Source organism: Nitrosomonas sp. H1_AOB3 (assembly GCF_015709435.1).
Lineage (GTDB): Bacteria > Pseudomonadota > Gammaproteobacteria > Burkholderiales > Nitrosomonadaceae > Nitrosomonas > Nitrosomonas europaea.
The window spans coordinates 1,964,812-1,984,323 of the sequence record NZ_CP054389.1; the positions used below are offsets into that span (position 1 = coordinate 1,964,812).

The window sequence follows — 19,512 nt, forward strand, 5'->3', positions numbered from 1 at the left end:
TCAAATAAGATTGAACAGCGACAATCCTGATACGCGGGTAAAGGTTTTCTGTGCCGCTTCGAGCAGTGCCTGCTGGCGTGTCATATCGGATATGGCCTGTGCAAAATCCAGATCCTGCAGGCGTGAGAGCGATTGCTGGTACTGAATCGCCGTATCCTCACCGATCTGCTGCAGCGCATCGACTTCCTGCAGCCGTGATCCGACCGCTGCCCGTTTAGCCAGCACATTATCCAGCGCAATATCGAGATCCTGCAAAGCGGTACTCACTGCACCACTCAGAGCAGCACCACCGGGGGTTTCCAGTTCATCAATAAAATCCTCAATAGTCTGAAACAGACTCAAGCCCCCTGGCTCAAAAATGGCATCACCCGTTTCACTGACCGGCAGCTGCCGTGAACTGGAAACCTGTATCAGCCGCTGCTCCTGATCCCCCTTGTATTCCACGCCATTAGCCGTTTGTTCGAACGGTCTGGTGTTTCCCTTAAAACCGGAGAACAGATAATTCCCCTGCTCATCCCTGGTATTTGCCAGTCCCAATAATTCATCGAAATGACCACGCAGCTCAACAGCCATCATCTTCCGTTCACTGTCGGAAAATGCCGGGTTACCGGCAGCCACCGCCATGGTGCGTACACTCTGGATCAGATTGGAAACGCTGCCGAGCGTGCTGTCAACCTGCTGGAGACTGTCGGCCGCCCGGTAGCGATTGTCAGCATATTGCGTGTTCAATGAAAGCGACTGCGCCAGTTCATGGGCACGCGCCGCGCCGATCGGATCATCCGAAGGCGTCATGATGCGTTTTCCGGTAGAAAGGTGCTGCTGCAGTCTGAATAGCGAATCCTGCTGCTGCAGCATGGATCGGGTGCCCTGGTCGTACAATGTGCTGGTGCTTACGCGCATGATAAATTCCTTTTTCTGTCAAAAAAGATCAGATTCTGAGCAGTGAATCGAACAGTGAATTACCAATTTCGATCACTTTGCTGGATGCCTGGAACATTTGCTGGTAACGCAACAGATTGGCAGCCTCCTCCTCCAGATTGACACCGGACAATGACTGTAATGCCTGATCTGTCTGATTGAGCATACTTTCCTGCGCCTTGCTGGTCACTTCCAGCTCACGCGTTTTGTTACCTACCTGACTGACCAGCCTGGCATAAGCAGACTGATAGGATGCCGTTCCACCCTGCAGGGTATTTTCCGTCTGCAGCCCAGCCAGCTTCAATGCGTTGATGTTATTCGTCACACCACCATCATTATTATCTGCCGCGGCAATCTTAGCAGGATCACTGATTGCCACCCTGATGTTTCGGGCAGCTTGGGACGGGTCAGATGGATCCGTTCCCTCAAAAAAATTTGAACCCGCCACACTTTGCAGATCAAATCCTACTTGATGCTGGGTATTGAACGTATCGGCAATTCCCCATGCAAGCTGGTCAAAACTGTTTTGCACGGAATCCAGTGTCTCACTGCGGAACGCCAGCAACCCGCCCAGGCTGCCTCCCTGCAACTGGTGTTCTGGCAGTACGATTTCTCCACCCTGCTGATCCATCGCCACCACCAGACGCTGTGGATCACTCGATGAAGGCACCGCCTTGAGTGTCATGGCGCTTGAACCCACCACCAGTGACTGACCATTGCCGATGAATACATTGTAATGGCCATTATTCTGACGCACGACGTCGACATTGATGATCCGGCTAAGATCGCGCACCAGTGCATCGCGCTGATCAAGCAGATCATTGGCCGGTTGCCCGTTGGCGGAGCTTTCCACTGCCTGGATATTCATATTCAACCCGGCAATCTGTTGTGCGAGTGAATTGATTTCAGTCACGCTGCCGGTAATCTGGCTGTTCACCCCTTCACGCATTTCCGATAAACGCTGATCCATCTGCTGAAACCGGGCTGTCAGTGCTTCAGCATTGCTCAACATCGCCTGACGGGAAGAAATGGAAGCAGGATTGGAAGCTACGTCCTGCACCGCATTGAAAAAATTATGCAGCGCCGGCGTCAGCCCGGAAGTCGTATCGGCCAGCAGGTTGTCGATCTGTTTGATCTCGTTGTAATGGCTGTCAAGCTGGCTGCTCTGGCTCTGCGCCTGCAACGACTGACTGACCAGATGCTGGTTGTAAATACGCTGCACCGTAGTAATCTGCACTCCCCGGCCAATGAATCCATCACTGTTAGCCAACGGAGTACTGGCGCTCTGGATAGCCTGTTGGCGGTTATAGCCTGGTGTTGTTGCATTGCTGATATTGTGGCTGGTCGTCAGCAACGCAACTTGAGCCGCCCGCAATCCGGAAACACCTACATTCATAATACCGTTTGCCATTTTTATCCTCGATTTTCGTGAATCATTTCTATCTGTTTACGGCAGAATTCCGACGGAATTGAGATAATTGTCATCACTATCCAGGCCATTTCCTCTTAATCCATCGTCATTACAGCACCGCGGAATACCGCATACCGACACGGCTTGCAGGAAATGTTTTTCCTCCCTCGCTCCAGTTCCGCTATATGCTCAACGCATCACTGTTGATGATCTTCAAGAGTTTCTCCGCGTAGGATGGATCAGTTGCATAACCAGCCTGCTGCAATCCCCAGGCAAACGCGGTAGCACTACGGCTTTTCAGCACGGCTGCGTAACGGGGATTGTTCTGCAGTAATTTTGCATAATCACGAAAAGCATCTTCATACGAATCGTAAGTCCTGAATTTTTCCCTGAGCTTTTGTGGTTTACCGTCCACGTATTCGGTGGTTACTGTTTCTACCACTCCCCCGCGCCAATTTCCGCTTGCCTTGATACCAAACAGGTTGAAACTTGGCTGATTATCCGCGCGGCGAATCTGATGTCTGCCCCAGCCGGTTTCCAGTGCGGCCTGCGCAATCATGAAATGCTCAGGAATCCCGGTCTCACGCGCCACCTTGCGTGCATGCGGCAACACATCCCGGACAAATTCTCTGGGATGAGCGGCGACTGACTCAGCAGAACCGATCCCTCCTGAGCTGGAAGCAATTCCCACTCTGCCTGCCGGCATTGTCGGTGAAACAGTAGAAAAGCTGGGTTTGACGGAAGACCGGTTCAGATTCGACCAGAGCTGAGAAGGCAAATCCTTTGTTTGCCCCGACGCCAGTGAAACCAGCGGCTCCCCGCTCTTTCCGGTAATGGTCGTCAATAATGATTCCGCCTGATCGATAGCATTGCCCGGCGATTGTTCCTCACCCATCGTTTTCGACAGTTGCTGCACCAGCACATCAGCCAGACCGATACCCTTCTCGGAAAGATTCTGTACCAGTTGCTGGTCGAGCATCTGCGTATAGAAACGCGACTGATCACTATCAAACAATCCGCCTTTGGGAGTTGCCTCGCGCATGCTCTTGACCATCATGTTGAGAAACAGCGCCTCAAACTGTTTCGCTGTTTGTTTCAACGCTTCCTGCGGGTCGTGCCTGGCTCGGGTACGTAATTGATCGACTGCCTGTGCATCGATGGCCAGTTGACCGGAAAGATCGGGTGAATTGATCATATAACTGTCACCATCAGAGGATTATCAAAGACACCTCTAAAAATCCGGTTATGCAGGATGAAGCGCAAGGCGCACGGAGCGCAACAACGAGACATATCAAATAGATAGGCGAGGCAGCGAGCACCACGCAACGCCGCGATTCGCCTGAAAAACCAATTCTTAGAAGTGTCCATCAGATGATTTCCAGTTCCGCCCGTAAAGATCCGGACGCCTTGAGTGCCTGCAGAATTGCCAGCAGATCCTGCGGTGTGGCGCCAATGGCATTGAGCGCTTTCACCACATCAGCCAGACTGGCCGATCCCGGCAACAGCATCAGATTGCCTTCTTCCGAACGCACCTCTATCTGCGACTGCGGCACCACAACCGTTTCTCCACGTTGTGCAAACGGCCCCGGCTGGCTGACGATCGGCTGGGTATTGATGATCACTGAAAGATTGCCGTGTGCCACTGCGCTGGATTCAAGGGTCACCATCTGATTCATGACAACCGAACCCGTGCGGGCATTAATGATGACCTTGGCTATACCCTGCGCCGGGATGACATCAAGATCTTCGATCTGTGAAATAAACGTAACGCGCTGATTGTTGTTCAAGGGTGCCCGCAGCTGAATGACACGCCCATCCAGCGCCGTAGCGGTACCATACGAAAAGCGGCTGTTGATCGTATCGACGATACGCCGGGCGGTCGTGAAGTCAGTGTCGCGCAACTCCAGGTTGATGTACTCCCCCTGGCCCAGCACGGTCGGTACGGCACGTTCCACAATAGCACCGGCACTGATCCGCCCTGCTCCCAGATGATTGATCTGGACACTGCTGCCCGCTGAACTGGCGCCTGCTCCGCCAATCACCAGGCTGCCCTGAGCCACGGCATACACCTGATTATCGATCCCTTTCAGGGGCGTCATCAGCAAGGTTCCGCCACGCAGACTCTTGGCATTTCCCATGGATGAAACAGTCACGTCGATCTGCTGTCCTGGTTTGGCAAAAGCCGGCAGCGTTGCCGTCACCATCACCGATGCCACGTTACGCAACTGCAGGTTGGTACCAGGCGGCAAGTTCACACCCAGTTGCCCCAGCATGCTGAGAATACTCTGTACGGTAAACGGCGTTTGCTGGGTCTGGTCACCCGTGCCATCCAGGCCCACCACCAGACCGTAACCGATCAACTGATTGGCACGTACCCCCTGGATATTGGCCAGATCCTTGATACGTTCAGCAGAAACCGGATGAGAAACGATCAGGCAGACCGATAACCCGAAACTCAGGATCCATTTGGATAATGTCATGATGATATGTTCCCGTTATGCTCAAAAGGGCGAAATCGACAAAAAGAAGCGTGACAGCCAGCCCATGGTTTGCACTTCATCCAGATAACCGTTGCCCCGGTATTCGATACGCGCATCGGCCACCTGTATCGACGACACAGTGTTATTGATGATGTTGATCGGGTTGATCACCCCGGAAAGCCGGATGAACTCATGCCCCTGATTGATGCCGATCTGCTTTTCTCCACTGACCAGCAGATTGCCGTTAGGCAGAATGTCCAACACCGTAACGGCGATCGTGCCGGTGAAGTTGTTATTACTGGAGCTCTCCCCCTTGCCATCAAACTTGTTGCTTGAGGTGGCTTCCAGATCGAGATCCTGAAAAATCGACTTGAACGGCAGGCCAAGAAATGACGGCACCGAAAGCCCGATCTCACCTGCACGCTGGGCGTTGCTGCCGGTTTTCTTACTTGCATTGGTCTTTTCGTTGAGCGCAACGATGATGGTATCGCCGATACTGCGGGCGCGCCGATCCTCGAACAAAGGGATATAACGTCCTCTTCCCTGGTAGTCGAACACTGCCTGATAAATCCCTCCGCTGGTCTGGCTCGGAGGAATGACCGGCAGATCGGGCGGCCGCACCGACATTGGCTGCTGTACTTTCGGCGTGGGTGTTATCGCACAACCTGAAACCACACAGACCATGACGATAAGCACGGGTAACACCAGATGACCACGATTTCTCATAAACGATTCCATGACACCTGAACACTGTCCATCCACAAACTCAGGCGCTGCACGATCCGGTGAGAATACCGAAAAGCCTGAGTCTCCCATTGATATATCCGATCGATAAAATCTGACATCAGATGGATCAAAGCTGAGTCAACCGGGCCAGCATCTGATCAGAAGTCGAGATCGATCTGGAGTTGATTTCATACGCACGCTGCGTCTGAATCATCTCGACCAGTTCTTCCACCACATTCACGTTGGAAGTTTCCACGAAGCCCTGATTCAGCAGCCCGATGCCATTGGTACCCGGAATACCGGGATTGGGCACGCCACTGCTCATGGTTTCAAGATAGAGATTCTCGCCGAAGCGCTGCAACCCGGCAGGATTGATGAAGGTGGTCAGTTGAATGTTACCCACTGGCACTGGTGAAGCCGAACCCGGCGTCAGGACGGATACTGTGCCATCCCGCCCGATCGTGATATTCAGTGTGTTCGGCGGAATGGTAATGGACGGTTGCAGCGGAAAGCCGCTCGCAGTCACCATTTGACCATCCTGATCGGACTGGAACGCACCATCACGGGTATAAGCCAGTGTGCCATCAGGCAGCAATATCTGGAAAAATCCCTCTCCCTGAATCGCCACATCACGCGTATTGCCGGTCTGCTGCAAATTCCCCTGCAAGAAGATATTCTCGGTTGCCACCGGCCGCACCCCGGTTCCCAACTGCAGGCCGGAAGGCAGGCGAGTCCGTTCGGATGACTGGGCACCCGGCTGGCGTATGGTCTGATACAGCAGATCCTCGAATACCGGGCGCATCCGTTTGAAGCCATTGGTACTGATATTGGCCAGGTTATTGGCGATCACATCCATTTTGGTCTGCTGGGCATCCAGACCCGTTTTCGATATCCACAATGAGCGAACCATATCGTTATCCTTTCAGCGTAATTAAAAATTTACCAGCAATGTCACGACATCCCGGCATCTACCCGTATCAGCCCCTCAGTGTCATGATTTCACCTGCCTGCTGGGCATTCTGCTGGGCATTTTCGAGCATCTTCATTTGCATATCGAACTGCCGCGCAAGGGTGATCATCTTCACCATTTCGCTGATTACATTGACATTGCTGCTTTCAAGCGCGCCATCGATCAGGGCCACTTTTTCACTGACAGGCGCCTGACCTCCCTCTTTCAGCCGGAACAGGCCATCCTCTCCCCGAACAAGCTGCTCTGCCGGCGGATCGACCAGCTTGATCCGTCCGACGATCGAGACAGCGGTCATTCTCGAATCTGACGGCAGCACTGAAACACTGCCATCCTTGCCAATCGCGATGCGACTGTCGGGCGGAATGGTAATGGGACCGGATTCTCCCTTGATGTTGAAACCCTGTTGCGTCTGGAGAATGCCATTGGCGTCCATTTTGAGATTGCCGTGCCGGGTATAGGCTTCTTCCCCATTTTCAAGCTGTACCGCAATCCAGCCGGAACCCTGCACCGCCACATCCAGAGGACGGTTGGTCTGCTGGATCGCACCCGGCGTGAAATCCGCACCCGTCGTAGAATCCAGCACGAATGCCCGGGTGGGCAGTGATTCCCCATAAACGGGCACTGCCCGAAAAGCATCGGTCTGGGCCCGAAAACCCGTAGTCGAAGCATTGGCCAGATTATGAGAAACCGTTGCCTGCTGCGTCATGGTGTGCAGTGCACCGGTCATCGCGGTGTAAATCAGTCTGTCCATTTTTGAATCGTCACCTAATCAGGGTTAAACAGAAAGCCATCAGATATTCATGATGGTCTGCATTACTGCATCCTGTGTCTCGATGGTCTTGGCATTGGCCTGGTACACGCGCTGCGTCATGATCAGGCTGACCAGTTCAGTCGTCAGGTCAACATTGGATTCTTCCACTGCGGAAGATTGCAGTGAACCCAGCACACCTGTTTCTGGCGCCCCCACCAGCGGCAATCCGGATTCAGCTGTCTCTGCCCACTGATTGCTTCCCATCGGCTTGAGACCGTTCGGATTGGAAAAACCTGCCAGCGCAAGCTGCCCGACTGTGCGCGTGACATTATTGGTATAACTGGCTCTGACCTCACCATTATCAGAAATGCTGTACCCGGCCAGGCGACCCGAAGCGAACCCATCCTGACTCATCATATTCACCCCGAACTTGCTGCCAAACTGGGTGGAACGAGTCAGATCCAGTGAAAACTGGAGCGGTTGGATGGACGTGTCATCAAAATTCACATTGACCGTAAATGGAGTTATTGACGAATCCATTATTCCACTGGAATCAAAATTCAGCGTAGATGCACTCAATGTCACCGCACCCCCACCTGCACTTGTTACCCCCTCCACTGTGGCAAATACATCCCAAGCGGATGCGGCTGTTTTCTCGAAAGATAGACTCAATATATGTGAATTACCAAAACTATCAAATACTTCACCTGAGGTAGAAAAAGTTCTCTTATCAGGATCTGGATCTGTATGATCTACACGCGCATCCAGATTAACCCCCGTCATAAAACTAGTAGTCGGCTTAGGCGTCATATCTGCTGTAGGCAACCGTAAATTAACCGGAACATTGGGAATGATTGTGCCAGCCGCATCCGCCCCGAAACCAGTGACGTTGTAATTGCTCGCATTGACCAGAAACCCGTCCTTATCCAGATGAAACTGGCCGTTACGGGTAAAACTGATGGTGCCGTTGTTGTCCATCCGGAAAAAACCATTGCCGGTAATCGCGACATCCAGCGGGTTATTGGTAGGCGTCACATTCCCTTGATTAAACTCCTGCGCGACAGCTGCCAATTGAGTACCAATCCCGATCTGATTCCTGCCGCCTCCCAGCGCATTGGCATAAACATCAGCAAACTGCGCTTGTGATTGCTTGAATCCAACGGTGTTGGCATTGGCGATATTGTTACCGGTCACATCCAGCTTGGCTGAAGCTGCCTTTAATCCACTCAATCCGTGTTGAAAACCCATAATTCACTCTCCTGACTCAAAATATTTTTTTAACATCGTCCATGCCGACATACCCCAGCCGGCCCACTTCCAGCAAAGCGCCCTCCTTACCTGCCTGAGCACTGCTGACTGAACCGAACGCCAGGGCCGAAGCAGATACTTCCTTGTCAGCGCGCATCGCCTTCAGTGCGAAGCTGTACTGTCCATCCGCCGCTGCGTTCCCGTTATTGGCCATACCATCCCAGACGAAAGTGCCTACACCTGCAGCCTGTGCGCCAAGATCGATTTCACGTACTGTAATACCGGCACTATCCTTGACGGTGACGGTAAGCTTGTCCACCGACTCAGCCAGCTCAAACCCGCCTATCGCCGCCTGGTTTTCCAGCTGCATATCCTTACCCGGAACCAGCACACTGCGACCGATCATGGCGGCTGCCTCAAACGAACGCCGTGCATCGGAATCCGCCACCAGTTTTTCCAGTGTGGTATTGAGTTTGTCGATACCGCTCACGGTGCTGATCTGTGCCATCTGGCTGGTCACTTCCGCGTTATCCATCGGGCTGAGCGGATCCTGATTCTGCATTTGCGTTACCAGCAGTTTGAGGAATCGCTCCTGCATATCCTCATCACCCTTGCGGGCGGTCTTGATACCGCTGCCATTCGAAGCCAGCAGCTCGGACACACTGGCACTGTCTTGTATCAGACTCATATTCCCTTCTCCTTATTGGCCAATCGATAATGTCTTTTGCAGCAATGTCTTGGTCACGTTCATCATGTCAACACCGTTCTGGTAAGAACGTGACGCTGACATCATGTTGACCATTTCATCCACCACGTTGACATTGGGCAGGGTGACATACCCTTTTTCATCCGCCATCGGATGTTTCGGATCATGAACCACCCGCATGGGTGAGGGATCATGCACGACACCTGCCACCTTGACACCTTTTGCCTTGTCCGCCGAGACATCGATCGTGCGGAACACGACCTGGCGGGAACGATAGGCTTCTCCGGTCGAACTGGTGGCACTGTCTGCATTGGCGAGGTTACTGGCCACCACATTCAGCCGCTGAGACTGAGCCGCCATGGCAGAACCGGCGACATTGAATACACTGAACAGGGACATGACTGTTAATTTCCTTCTCTGATAGCTGATAACAGGGTGCGGAACTGACCGCTAATGAATGTCAGTCCGGCGTCATACCGTATGGCGTTATCCATGAACTGCATGCGTTCGGTGTCCATATCGACGGTATTACCATCGATACTGGGTTGCTGCGGCACACGGTACTGCTTTGGTACGGAGGTGATCGACCTGAAATCTGCCATACCGATATGTCCGGGTGCTGTAGTCGCCAGAGAGGAATGTTGTACCCGCTGCGGCGATTGAACGTTTTGCATCGCTTTGGCAAAATCGAAATCTCTTGCCTTGAAACCTGGGGTATCGGCATTGGCGATATTCCCGGACAGTAATTCCTGTCTGGTTGCCCGTAATCCCAGTGCTCTCTGGTTAAAACCAACCAGATTTTCCAGTTTGCTGATCATGCTTTCCTCCTGCAAAGTAGTCACTAATCATTAAGCAGGAATCGTGCCAGGCTGAATCGACCGTTTCCTTACGGTCAATGAATCAAACTGGCACATGATCACCCTTCAATTTCCAGGTTAACCGGGGCGGGGCAGCGATACCATGCGAAACAAGCGGCAAAAATTGCCGGTGGCGGCAAAAATTGCCTGTTCTGACTATTTATCTAAAGGCCAATCACGCCGGATATGTATAAAAAGATATTATTTATCAAAATCATATGCAGCCTTCTCCTCTCTGCAACGGCAACTGCCGGTGAAGATTCATCCGCAAAAACAATATTCCGGACAGTCGATGATTTTGTACGTATGGAAACCCGATATCTGCCGGGTGAGGTCATTATCAGGATCAATCAGCAGGATTCACGCCAGACAATACGTCCGTGTAATCAGCTGCAGCCTTTTCTGCCACCCGGCGGGCGGTTATGGGGAAAGTTCTCCGTGGGAGTACGCTGTCAGGATGAAGCCAGCTGGACACTGTACGTTCCGGTTGAAATCGAAGTGATTATCCGTGTCATACATACTGCACAGCCGGTCAGCATGGGAAAACAGCTGGAGGCTCAGGATATCGTAAGCAAAGAGGTGGATCTCGTACGTATTTCCGGTGAAGCAGTCACAGATCCCGATCAGGCCATCGGCAAGGTCGCAACCACCTTTCTCGCTTCCGGACAACCCATACGCACACACCAGTTACGTGCGCCGCACATCATCTCACGCGGACAAAAAGTACGACTGACTGCAATCGGAACGGGATTTTCTGTCAGCACAGAAGGAAAAGCACTTTCCGCCGCGGCTGAGGGAGAAGTGGTGCAAGTACGCAACCCCACCGGACGCATCATCAGTGGAATAGCCCGAACGGGAGGCGTGGTGGAGATAAAGCAGTAAGCTCATACCTGTGCAGATCTTCAGCGATGCCAGAGAGTTTGCACAACATATCTCGACTTTTAGCTCCGGCATTAAGCAGATCAACCGTGCACTGCACCGTTGGGTGGCTCAGACTCACCATCCCAACGATCTTGATCATCATGAGCTTTTCAGGTACAGCCGAGCCACTTGCTTGTGCTGCTTATGAAGCTGGTCGAGCGTTTAGGTTTTTGAGCTTTTTCACATCAGCGAACAGGTCGCAAAGACATCAGAAAATTCAAATACTCTATGTTTATTCCCTATCCTTCGCTGTCAAGGAGCCTAAGAAAGCTTTGACATCTCTAACAAATCCCTTGCCAACGCCCCGGCCAAGCTGATGTTCTGCCATTTCTCGAATGGCTTCATCCAGTGTTTCAACAGATCCATCGTGGAAATAAGGACCTGTTTTAGTAACATTTCTAAGGCTGGGTACTTTAAATACTTTCTTGTCAGTTTCAAGTCCTGTGACTTCGTACCGCCCTAAATCATCTGTTTCATAAGGTTTGACAATACCTAATTTCCTGAATGAATTCCCTCCGATTGCAATACCATTGTGGCAAGTAACACAACCCATATGGATGAATTTTTTCAATCCTCTTTTTTCATTTTCTGTCAGTGCATTTTCATCACCCTTGAGAAAGTCATCGAACCGGGAGGGTGTTAGCAGCGTACGCTCAAAAGCACCAATTGCTTTACCTACATTTTTGTACTGGAACGGGTCTTTTTCATCTTTAAAGGCTTGTGGAAAAAGATCCTGATATTCATCAATTTTCTTCAATTTTCTGATAACGGCTGATTCACTGGGCATACCCATCTCAACCGGGTTCAGGATGGGCCCCAGTACCTGCTCTTCCACATCCTTGGCTCGCCCATCCCAGAACTGTGCAATATGAAGTGCTGCATTGAGGGTGGTTGGAGAATTCCTGTCACCGCGTTTTCCTTCATGGCCTGGTGACGTTGGTTCATTATCCACACCAAACTTATTGAGCTGATGGCAGGAGTTGCAAGAAATTTTGTCGTTGACTGAAAGTCGCGGATCCATATAAAGCATACGGCCGAGCCTGATCAACGTTTCGTTCTTTTTCTCGTCGATAATCGAGGCAGGCAGGGGCTCAAAAAACTGCTTGAGTGTAACTGCATCCAGATTATGGCTACCGTGATGCATACCGCCATGGTGATCCCCACCGTGCATTTTGCCTTTATGGCTCTCGGCGTATACATGCGTACTTAGAACAAGCGCCAGTAACAAGATTAGTTTCATATAGCCTCCATTAGATATAAGTCGCCAGGATCTCAGCGTCATTATTGAATAAATAAGTGGACGAACTTATGTTCTCAAGGAAAACCGCCAGAAACGGTGATCATCGCTCTTATTCAATCTGTTTCCGAGAATGACATCGCCATTATATGCTCAGGATGCATATTTATGCTTCATAAAATGATCATTTGGCAATCGTGATAGGTAGACCAAGAGATTTTGCATCAGTGATTGTCATACGAAATAAAATGTAGAGCAACTGGAAAGCATTCATATTCCAGTGAGCATTTGGCCCCGTCGTATTGACTGCATAAAAATGACCATGTGTGTATGCTGACAGCACGTTTTTGGGAGGTCGCGTGTCTGAGACGATGAATTCCAGAATATTGGGTGGATTTTCATCTTTATAAACGGGTGGCGTGCGCGGATCTTTCTCGACATGATATTCCGGTTCTTCCCCGAGTGAATGACTGAGGAAATTAAGGATCGAATGAAAACTCCTCAAACGGAAAAAACCCTTAATTGGCCACTCTCCTCCCGGATATCCCGGACGGATATCAAAAGCAATATCATTTTCAACCCATGGATTGGTTAAATCATATAAATCTGTGCGATCTTCACAACATAGTGTATTGGGGTCATAGTTAGTGATAAGTATTGGCCCCAATGTTTGTTTGCTCAGGGTATAGGTTTCATCTTCCCGGTTGTACCGGACAGCAAATTCTTTTTCCAGAGATTTAAAGCCTTCTGCTAAAACAACATCGGCAGGAACTGTCCAGCTATGATCGAATGTCAACGGCTCAGCATAAAGCTGTTTCTGATCCTGAATAGCCGAGAGGTGAAGCACTACACGACGAAACATCTCATAACCAGATCGATCCAGTGGACTGTTATGGTAGGTCATTTGATGCAAATGCCTTTGTTGCCGGAGGCGAAGACGATACTCTTGCTCCTCGGTGTGTTTAATGGCAAAGCGATGGCGATTCTTTTCTTTATTAGCTGTATCCGGAGAATTGTGATTATCCACTTGCCGCTCTGTCTCACGATAGAAGCGGCGGCGGTGATCCTGTTGGCTCCCGGTATCCTCTGGAACAGAGCGAGAAGAGATGGGCTGCTTGTGATGCTGCAGCCGGACTTCCTGAGCCATCATCCGCAGCATCATATCTACATCAAAGTGCTGGCGAAGTAACAGCGTAAGCTTGTGCTGGCTAAACGGCGTAAGAAGTCGTTGCGTAAACTCATCGCTTGCGATTGGGTTTATGCTAAAAGTAGGGTTTTCAGAAACACTGCCTCCAAATATGGGTGCCAACATGCCACCCTTGTCCCCCGTGAGTGCAGGGGTCGCTCCCGCATTTGCACTGAAATTGAAAGTAGCGGCAATCGTCGAAACCCGGGTGAAATGTAGATGCTGATGATGCTGTGCTCGGGCAATGTTCACGAGCAGCTGTTTGGCACTTGCATTGATAACCGCCTCATCGTAAGTCATTACCGCGTGGTTGAGTGTAATGGGCGACAGACAACCGGGAAGTGCAAGAAACAGGGCATACAATGGTAAGCGGCATGTTAATTGTTTCATGGGTAGTATTTGCAAACATCAGAAATGATGTGGAGTCGAAATCTTTCAAAGAACGCAGAATAATTGATTGATCTTAATTGCGTTTTAAGAACTTGCTCAAAGTGTTCTATTCGTCGAGGACTGGTCTTTCTGCGCGCACTTCCCAGCAAAGGCTTGATAGTCTCGAATTGTTCGCGACTGGTGTCGACTTGACCAGAACACCCGGGTAGCTTTTTCTCATCTCTTCAGTCTCTCATACTCCCGGAGACTTCGAACAGGCTCTTGGGAATGGGATTTTTAATCCAGCGCGTCATGTTGGCTATTTGAGCCTTGATATAGGTGTGTTCGTAATAGTATAACCGCTCCATCAGGCAAGACAGGTACAATGAAAAATATTGCATTTCCTGTTTTGAGAAATAAGGAGGCCAATATGACGATAAATAATGATCCGATGCGTGATGCAATCGTCGATACGGCAGTGGAGCTGGCTGCCCGCACATCCTGGGAAGCGGTGCGGTTGTACGATATAGCAGTCGAGCTGGCTGTTTCCCTGGATGAAATCCGAGCGTATTTCCGTGAAAAAGATGAGCTGATCGATGCCTGGTTTGACCGCGCTGACAGTCGTATGCTGCAGGAAGCCGAATCTCCCGGTTTTCTCGATCTGGCTGCGCCTGAGCGTATCCATCATCTCATCATGACCTTGCTGGATGCGCTGGCAGTACAACGCAAGGTAACCCGGCAGATGATCATGTCCAAACTGGAATTCGGGCATGTTCACATTCAGGTACCTGCTGTCATGCGTGTCAGCCGCACCGTGCAGTGGGTACGTGAAGCGGCACAGCGTGATGCCACATTCATGCGGCGGGCACTGGAGGAAAGCGCGCTGACGACCATTTATCTGATGACTTTCTTTTTCTGGATGCGGGATGCGTCAGAAAACTCGCGCCATACCCGCCAGTTTCTCAAGAGCCATTTGACCATGGCTGCCTGGTTGGGTCAGAAGATGTATGGCAGAGATCCCGAAAAGGATGCAGTACCGGGCAGACGGCAAATCCCACTGCAATTTGATTAAACCTGGAAACTGCAGTCTCGGTCGCACCCGAGTGTGCGCCTGACGCAGGAGAGAAAGATGGATCCTGTGACACATACGCTGAGCGGTGCGTTGCTGATGAGAGCCGTTACCTCTTCGCATACTCAGCATGCTCAGCAATTGCCGCTGCGGGAGCGCATCATTGCCGGAAGTTTGGCAGCCGTTTTCCCGGATAGTGATGTCATCTTGCGGCTGGTCGATACGCTGACTTATCTCAACTGGCATCAGGGGCCGACACATTCGCTCGTGATGCTGCCTTTCTGGGCATTCCTGCTGGCGCACCTGTTTTCCGGGTTTAGCGGGCGGCGCTATCCCTGGCGCTCATTCTTCGTACCGGCATGCCTGGGTATCCTGATCCATATTCTGGGCGATCTGGTGACGGCATACGGCCTGATGCTGCTGGCGCCATTTTCCACCTGGCGGTTTTCTCTGCCACTCGTGTTCGTCATCGATCCATGGTTTACTGCGATCATCCTTGCCGGACTTGTCCTGAGTGCCATTTTCCCGGCAAAACGGGTCTACGCAGTCGCTTCACTGATCGGTGTCGTGGCATATGTGGCATTTTTATGGATGCTTCATCAGGAAGCCATGCAGGCGGGAAAAGTATATGCCACTGGAAAAATGCTGGACCCGCAGGCAGTCAGTGTATTGCCTCAACCTTTATCACCTTTCAATCAGATGGTGATTATTCGTGAGGGCACCAGTCTGCATGTGGCACGCATCAACCTGAGGCGAAACGTTCTGCTCGAATGTACTGATTCAGGCAACCCGTTGTGTGATATGGCCGCAGCCTATCACCCGCTGGCGATGGCGAACTGGCGATCATACGGTTTGTATGACAACCGCTCTCCCGCGTACGCAGCGCTGTCACACGAAGCCTGGCAGCAGCCGGTTCTGGCACCGTTCCGCCAGTTCGCACAATTCCCGGTTCTGGACGGTATCGATCATTCCGCACAAAATGTCTGCGTTTGGTTTATCGATCTGCGCTTCCAGTTTCCCGGGTTGCCGCCTTCCTTCCGCTACGGTGTATGTCGTGAAACAGGAAACTCATCCTGGTATTTACAGCGTCAACGCGGTGCATTCTGGATCGATTGAAGCAGATGCTGCAGCCAGAACTCTGGGATCCGATGGCGGCAGGCTGAAGCGCGGCAAGTGGCAGGGCCAGACAAAAACTTGCCCGACGACGACGCCATCTTCACGCGTGATAACAACCGTTGCCGGACGAGGACGTAGCCCGGTGGGATTGGCGACAGCTTGTGACTCACCCGGATATCTGAACGCCGCACCACTGTCCGGACAGTTGCTGGTGAACTGGTTTGGTCGTGAGCGATCACCTGGATTAACGCAGAAATGGCAACGCAGATAGTTTTTCAGAAGTTCCTCAGCGTTTTTTCACCAACCTTGACGCGGGATGAATAAAAAGGCATGCATACTTTCTTTGTTACCTCTACCGGCTTTGGTGTCGGACTCACTTCAACCAGTTTAGGATTGGTGCGGGCGCTCGAATATGGCGGCCTTAAAGCGGGTTTTTATAAACCTGTCGCTCAGCAACATCCCGGTAATTCCAAGCTTGAATATTCCACTGAACTGATCTCGCGAACGTTGGGCCTGGCACCACCCGCTCCGCTTCCGTTAGCTACAGTTGAACATCTGCTGGGTGAAGGTCAGATTGACGACTTGATGGAAGATATCGTCCGGCGATTTCAGCAAGCCTCTGAAGGTTATGATGTGATGGTGGTAGAAGGTATGGTACCTACACGCCATGTCAGCTATGCCTCACGCGTGAATACCAGGCTGGCCAGCAGCCTTGATGCTGATATCATCCTCGTTTCATCTGCCGAAGATGATGCACTGCAGGCAATTACAGATCGTATTGAAATTCAGGCTCAATTTTTTGGTGGTGCTCAGAATCCTCGTCTATTGGGCGTAATCCTCAATAAAATTCGCACCGATCATTCTGATGATCTTTTTGAACAGCTAAAAAACCATTCCACCCTGTTCCGTCAATCGAGCTTTCAGATTCTGGGTTGTATTCCCTGGGAGGATTCCTTGAATGCTCCTCGCATGGCAGACGTTGTCACACAGCTGCAAGCTCAGATCGTAAACGCGGGGGATAGTGAAAAACGCCGTGTACAGGATATCGTGCTGTTTGCCAGTGCCGCCCCCAATTCAGTGACATTGTTACGTCCCGGGGTTCTGGTGGTAACACCTGGTGACCGGGACGATATTGTCATGGCCGCCAGCCTTGCCGTACTGAATGGTGTACCACTGGCGGGGTTACTGCTGTGCAGTGATTTTCCGCCAGATCCGCGCGTGCTGGAGTTGTGCAAAGGTGCACTGACAAAAGGATTACCAGTTTGTACCGTCACGACCAATTCATACGACACCGCCGCCAACCTGCATCGCATGAATCGGGAGATTCCGCTGGATGACCACGAGCGTGCTGAGCGCATCACCAACTTTGTGGCGAATCATATTCGTCAGGAATTATTGGTTAAGCGCTGTGGTGAACCACAGGAACAGCGCCTTTCTCCTCCCGCCTTCCGCTATCGCCTGGTCAAGCGGGCACAAGAGGCTGATTGCCGTATCGTGTTACCGGAAGGGTGTGAACCACGCACCATACAAGCGGCAACCATTTGCCAGGAACGTGGCATTGCCCGTTGCGTGTTGCTGGCAAAACCTGATGCAGTAAAAGCGGTGGCCAGCGCACGTGGCATTACCCTGCCCGAAGGGCTTGAAATGATTGATCCGGAAAAAGTGCGCCGAAATTATGTGGCGGCTATGGTGGAGTTACGCAAGCACAAAGGATTAAATGAACCCATGGCGCTGGCACAACTGGAGGACAATGTCGTGCTGGGCACCATGATGCTGGCGACGGGTGAAGTCGATGGCCTCGTCTCCGGCGCAATCAATACCACCGCCAATACCATTCGCCCCGCTTTGCAACTGATCAAAACAGCACCGGGTTTTAAACTTGTCTCCTCTGTCTTCTTTATGCTGCTGCCAGAACAAGTCGTCGTGTATGGGGATTGTGCGGTCAATCCTAATCCTACGGCTGAAGAACTGGCCGATATCGCACTGCAGAGTGCCGCGTCGGCACAGGCACTGGGTATTGAGCCACGCGTAGCCATGCTGAGTTATTCCACCGGTGATTCCGGCAGCGGGCAAGAAGTGGAAAAAGTACGCGAAGCCACCCGACTTGCCCGTTTGGCACGTCCCGATCTGCTGATCGACGGCCCTCTGCAATACGATGCCGCTGCGATTGCCAGCGTGGGCCGGCAAAAAGCACCTGGCAGCCCGGTAGCCGGGCGCGCTACCGTGTTTATCTTTCCGGATCTCAACACCGGCAATACCACTTACAAAGCCGTACAGCGCAGCGCCAACGTAGTCAGTGTCGGCCCCATGTTGCAAGGCCTGCGTAAACCAGTGAATGATCTGTCACGCGGCGCATCGGTGGAAGATATTGTTTATACCATTGCCTTGACTGCCGTACAGGCGGCCAGTCAACGCTAATTCCATTTCTAAATCAAAACTAACTTTGTCGGCTTCGCCTGGCCGTATTATTTATACTGTCTGCGGCTCGCCTTCGTGTCATTTTTGATTTGGGAATGGAATAAGAACCTCTGATCTTGCGCGAAGGGTAAGGATAAGAACATTACCTGCGGCCATAGCCGTAAATACAGAAAATCAGGTCTGATTTTCCAGAAATAATTCCTGTCCCAATGTGGCACGATCTGCTGCCGCAGCAGGGATTTCTTCCAGTTTGGCGATTTTCTCCAGCAAACGGCTCATGCCCCTGCGGTTGGCTATCTGAATGGAAAGACCCGGACGTGCATTGAGCTCCAGTACCAGCGGGCCCAGTTCCCGGTCGAGCACGACATCCACGCCCAGATACCCCAGTCCGACCAGATCGTGGCACTGTGCTGCCAGTGTCAGCAATTTATACCAGTGAGGAATTGCGAGCCCGCTGATGGTAGCACCGGTATCCGGATGCTGTTCGATCGGATAATTCTGCCAGATGGCATGGGTAGTGCGACCGGTCATCAGATCGATACCCGCTCCCACGGCACCCTGATGAAGATTGGCTTTACCATCCGACATACGAGTTGGCAGGCGCACCATGCAGGCCACCGGAATCCCTCTGAATACGATGGTACGAATATCCGGTACGCCGCGGTAGGAAACCGTTTCGAACAGCGGATCGAATTTGACCCGATATTCGATCAGTGCCTGATCAGGCTGTCCACCCAGGCTGTAGAGGCCGCTGAGTATGTTCGAGACGTGATATTCGATGTCTTCCTCGGTCAGCAGATCGCCATTGCTCTGTCGATAACGGTTGTTGAGACGTCCGGTAATGACACAGATACCGTTTCCTCCTGAACCATGTGCCGGTTTGATCACGAAATCCTCGTGATCCTTGACGATATCTGGAAAACTGGCGACATCGTGCTGGATTTCGATGACACCATACAGTTCGGGCACCGCAATACCGGATGCAGTTGCCAGGTATTTGGTTCGCAGTTTGTCGTCCACCAGCGGATAAAGCGAGCGCTTGTTGTAACGCAGGATGAAATCAGCATTGCGCTGATTCATACCGACGACGCCGCTCTGCCTGAGTTTCTCCAGAAACCCGAACATGGTA

19 protein-coding genes are annotated in these 19,512 nt (G+C 51.7%); 5 read left to right on the forward strand and 14 right to left on the reverse strand.

All coding sequences use genetic code 11. The annotated features are described in order from the left end of the window. From flgL to flgB, 11 genes are all read right to left on the reverse strand, one after another. Window positions 1-900: a flagellar hook-associated protein FlgL gene (flgL, locus tag HRU73_RS09105; RefSeq protein WP_281870704.1), complete on the reverse strand. Its 900-nt coding sequence runs from the start codon at window positions 898-900 to the stop codon at window positions 1-3. A 28-nt stretch (window positions 901-928) separates the two neighbouring features. After that, window positions 929-2,329, reverse strand: a complete 1,401-nt coding sequence (flgK, locus tag HRU73_RS09110) for a flagellar hook-associated protein FlgK (RefSeq protein WP_011110946.1) — start codon at window positions 2,327-2,329, stop codon at window positions 929-931. Window positions 2,330-2,510: 181 nt separating this feature from the next. Continuing rightward, on the reverse strand, window positions 2,511-3,524 hold the full coding sequence (gene flgJ, locus HRU73_RS09115; protein WP_281870705.1) for a flagellar assembly peptidoglycan hydrolase FlgJ: 1,014 nt from the start codon (window positions 3,522-3,524) through the stop codon (window positions 2,511-2,513). A 172-nt stretch (window positions 3,525-3,696) separates the two neighbouring features. Further along, window positions 3,697-4,809: a flagellar basal body P-ring protein FlgI gene (locus tag HRU73_RS09120; protein ID WP_011110944.1), complete on the reverse strand. Its 1,113-nt coding sequence runs from the start codon at window positions 4,807-4,809 to the stop codon at window positions 3,697-3,699. A 21-nt stretch (window positions 4,810-4,830) separates the two neighbouring features. Further along, window positions 4,831-5,625, reverse strand: a complete 795-nt coding sequence (locus HRU73_RS09125) for a flagellar basal body L-ring protein FlgH (RefSeq protein ID WP_276677695.1) — start codon at window positions 5,623-5,625, stop codon at window positions 4,831-4,833. A gap of 37 nt (window positions 5,626-5,662) precedes the next feature. Next, window positions 5,663-6,445 (reverse strand): flagellar basal-body rod protein FlgG, encoded by a 783-nt coding sequence (gene flgG / locus HRU73_RS09130; protein WP_276817886.1) that lies wholly within the window; start codon window positions 6,443-6,445, stop codon window positions 5,663-5,665. A gap of 67 nt (window positions 6,446-6,512) precedes the next feature. Further along, a complete protein-coding gene (flgF, locus tag HRU73_RS09135; RefSeq protein WP_011110941.1) occupies window positions 6,513-7,256 on the reverse strand; it encodes a flagellar basal-body rod protein FlgF in 744 nt (247 codons plus the stop codon). Between the two features lie 39 nt (window positions 7,257-7,295). Continuing rightward, window positions 7,296-8,504, reverse strand: coding sequence for a flagellar hook protein FlgE (gene flgE / locus HRU73_RS09140; RefSeq protein WP_281870706.1), 1,209 nt, complete (start codon window positions 8,502-8,504; stop codon window positions 7,296-7,298). A gap of 16 nt (window positions 8,505-8,520) precedes the next feature. Beyond that, window positions 8,521-9,192 (reverse strand): flagellar hook assembly protein FlgD, encoded by a 672-nt coding sequence (locus HRU73_RS09145; protein WP_287398477.1) that lies wholly within the window; start codon window positions 9,190-9,192, stop codon window positions 8,521-8,523. Between the two features lie 12 nt (window positions 9,193-9,204). Then, window positions 9,205-9,609: a flagellar basal body rod protein FlgC gene (flgC, locus tag HRU73_RS09150; protein ID WP_281870708.1), complete on the reverse strand. Its 405-nt coding sequence runs from the start codon at window positions 9,607-9,609 to the stop codon at window positions 9,205-9,207. 5 nt (window positions 9,610-9,614) lie between these two features. Beyond that, on the reverse strand, window positions 9,615-10,028 hold the full coding sequence (gene flgB / locus HRU73_RS09155) for a flagellar basal body rod protein FlgB (protein WP_281870709.1): 414 nt from the start codon (window positions 10,026-10,028) through the stop codon (window positions 9,615-9,617). Window positions 10,029-10,253: 225 nt separating this feature from the next. On the opposite strand from flgB, the gene flgA reads away from it, so the two are divergent. After that, window positions 10,254-10,949 (forward strand): flagellar basal body P-ring formation chaperone FlgA, encoded by a 696-nt coding sequence (gene flgA, locus HRU73_RS09160; RefSeq protein WP_281870710.1) that lies wholly within the window; start codon window positions 10,254-10,256, stop codon window positions 10,947-10,949. A 271-nt stretch (window positions 10,950-11,220) separates the two neighbouring features. Here flgA and HRU73_RS09165 read toward each other — a convergent pair whose 3' ends face one another. Both HRU73_RS09165 and HRU73_RS09170 read right to left on the reverse strand, forming a co-directional pair. Continuing rightward, window positions 11,221-12,228 (reverse strand): cytochrome-c peroxidase, encoded by a 1,008-nt coding sequence (locus HRU73_RS09165; protein WP_276677734.1) that lies wholly within the window; start codon window positions 12,226-12,228, stop codon window positions 11,221-11,223. 181 nt (window positions 12,229-12,409) lie between these two features. After that, window positions 12,410-13,801 carry a hypothetical protein gene (locus HRU73_RS09170; RefSeq protein ID WP_281870711.1) on the reverse strand — a complete coding sequence of 464 codons (1,392 nt, stop codon included), beginning with the start codon at window positions 13,799-13,801 and terminating at the stop codon, window positions 12,410-12,412. A 409-nt stretch (window positions 13,802-14,210) separates the two neighbouring features. Here HRU73_RS09170 and HRU73_RS09180 point away from each other — a divergent pair, with 409 nt between their 5' ends. From HRU73_RS09180 to pta, 4 genes are read left to right on the forward strand one after another with little or no spacing between them, the layout of a single operon-like run. Next, window positions 14,211-14,852 carry a TetR/AcrR family transcriptional regulator gene (locus HRU73_RS09180; protein ID WP_276677732.1) on the forward strand — a complete coding sequence of 214 codons (642 nt, stop codon included), beginning with the start codon at window positions 14,211-14,213 and terminating at the stop codon, window positions 14,850-14,852. A gap of 57 nt (window positions 14,853-14,909) precedes the next feature. Further along, window positions 14,910-15,965 (forward strand): metal-dependent hydrolase, encoded by a 1,056-nt coding sequence (locus HRU73_RS09185; RefSeq protein WP_276677729.1) that lies wholly within the window; start codon window positions 14,910-14,912, stop codon window positions 15,963-15,965. After that, window positions 15,904-16,236: a hypothetical protein gene (locus HRU73_RS09190; protein ID WP_276677728.1), complete on the forward strand. Its 333-nt coding sequence runs from the start codon at window positions 15,904-15,906 to the stop codon at window positions 16,234-16,236. Before HRU73_RS09185 ends, HRU73_RS09190 begins: the two co-directional genes overlap by 62 nt. A gap of 59 nt (window positions 16,237-16,295) precedes the next feature. Further along, the gene (gene pta / locus HRU73_RS09195; RefSeq protein WP_276817880.1) at window positions 16,296-18,383 is read left to right on the forward strand and encodes a phosphate acetyltransferase; all 2,088 of its coding nucleotides are present in this window, start codon (window positions 16,296-16,298) and stop codon (window positions 18,381-18,383) included. Between the two features lie 174 nt (window positions 18,384-18,557). On the opposite strand, the gene HRU73_RS09200 is transcribed toward pta, so the two are convergent. Further along, window positions 18,558-19,508, reverse strand: coding sequence for an alpha-L-glutamate ligase-like protein (locus tag HRU73_RS09200; protein ID WP_011110932.1), 951 nt, complete (start codon window positions 19,506-19,508; stop codon window positions 18,558-18,560). Between the last annotated feature and the right edge of the window lie 4 nt (window positions 19,509-19,512).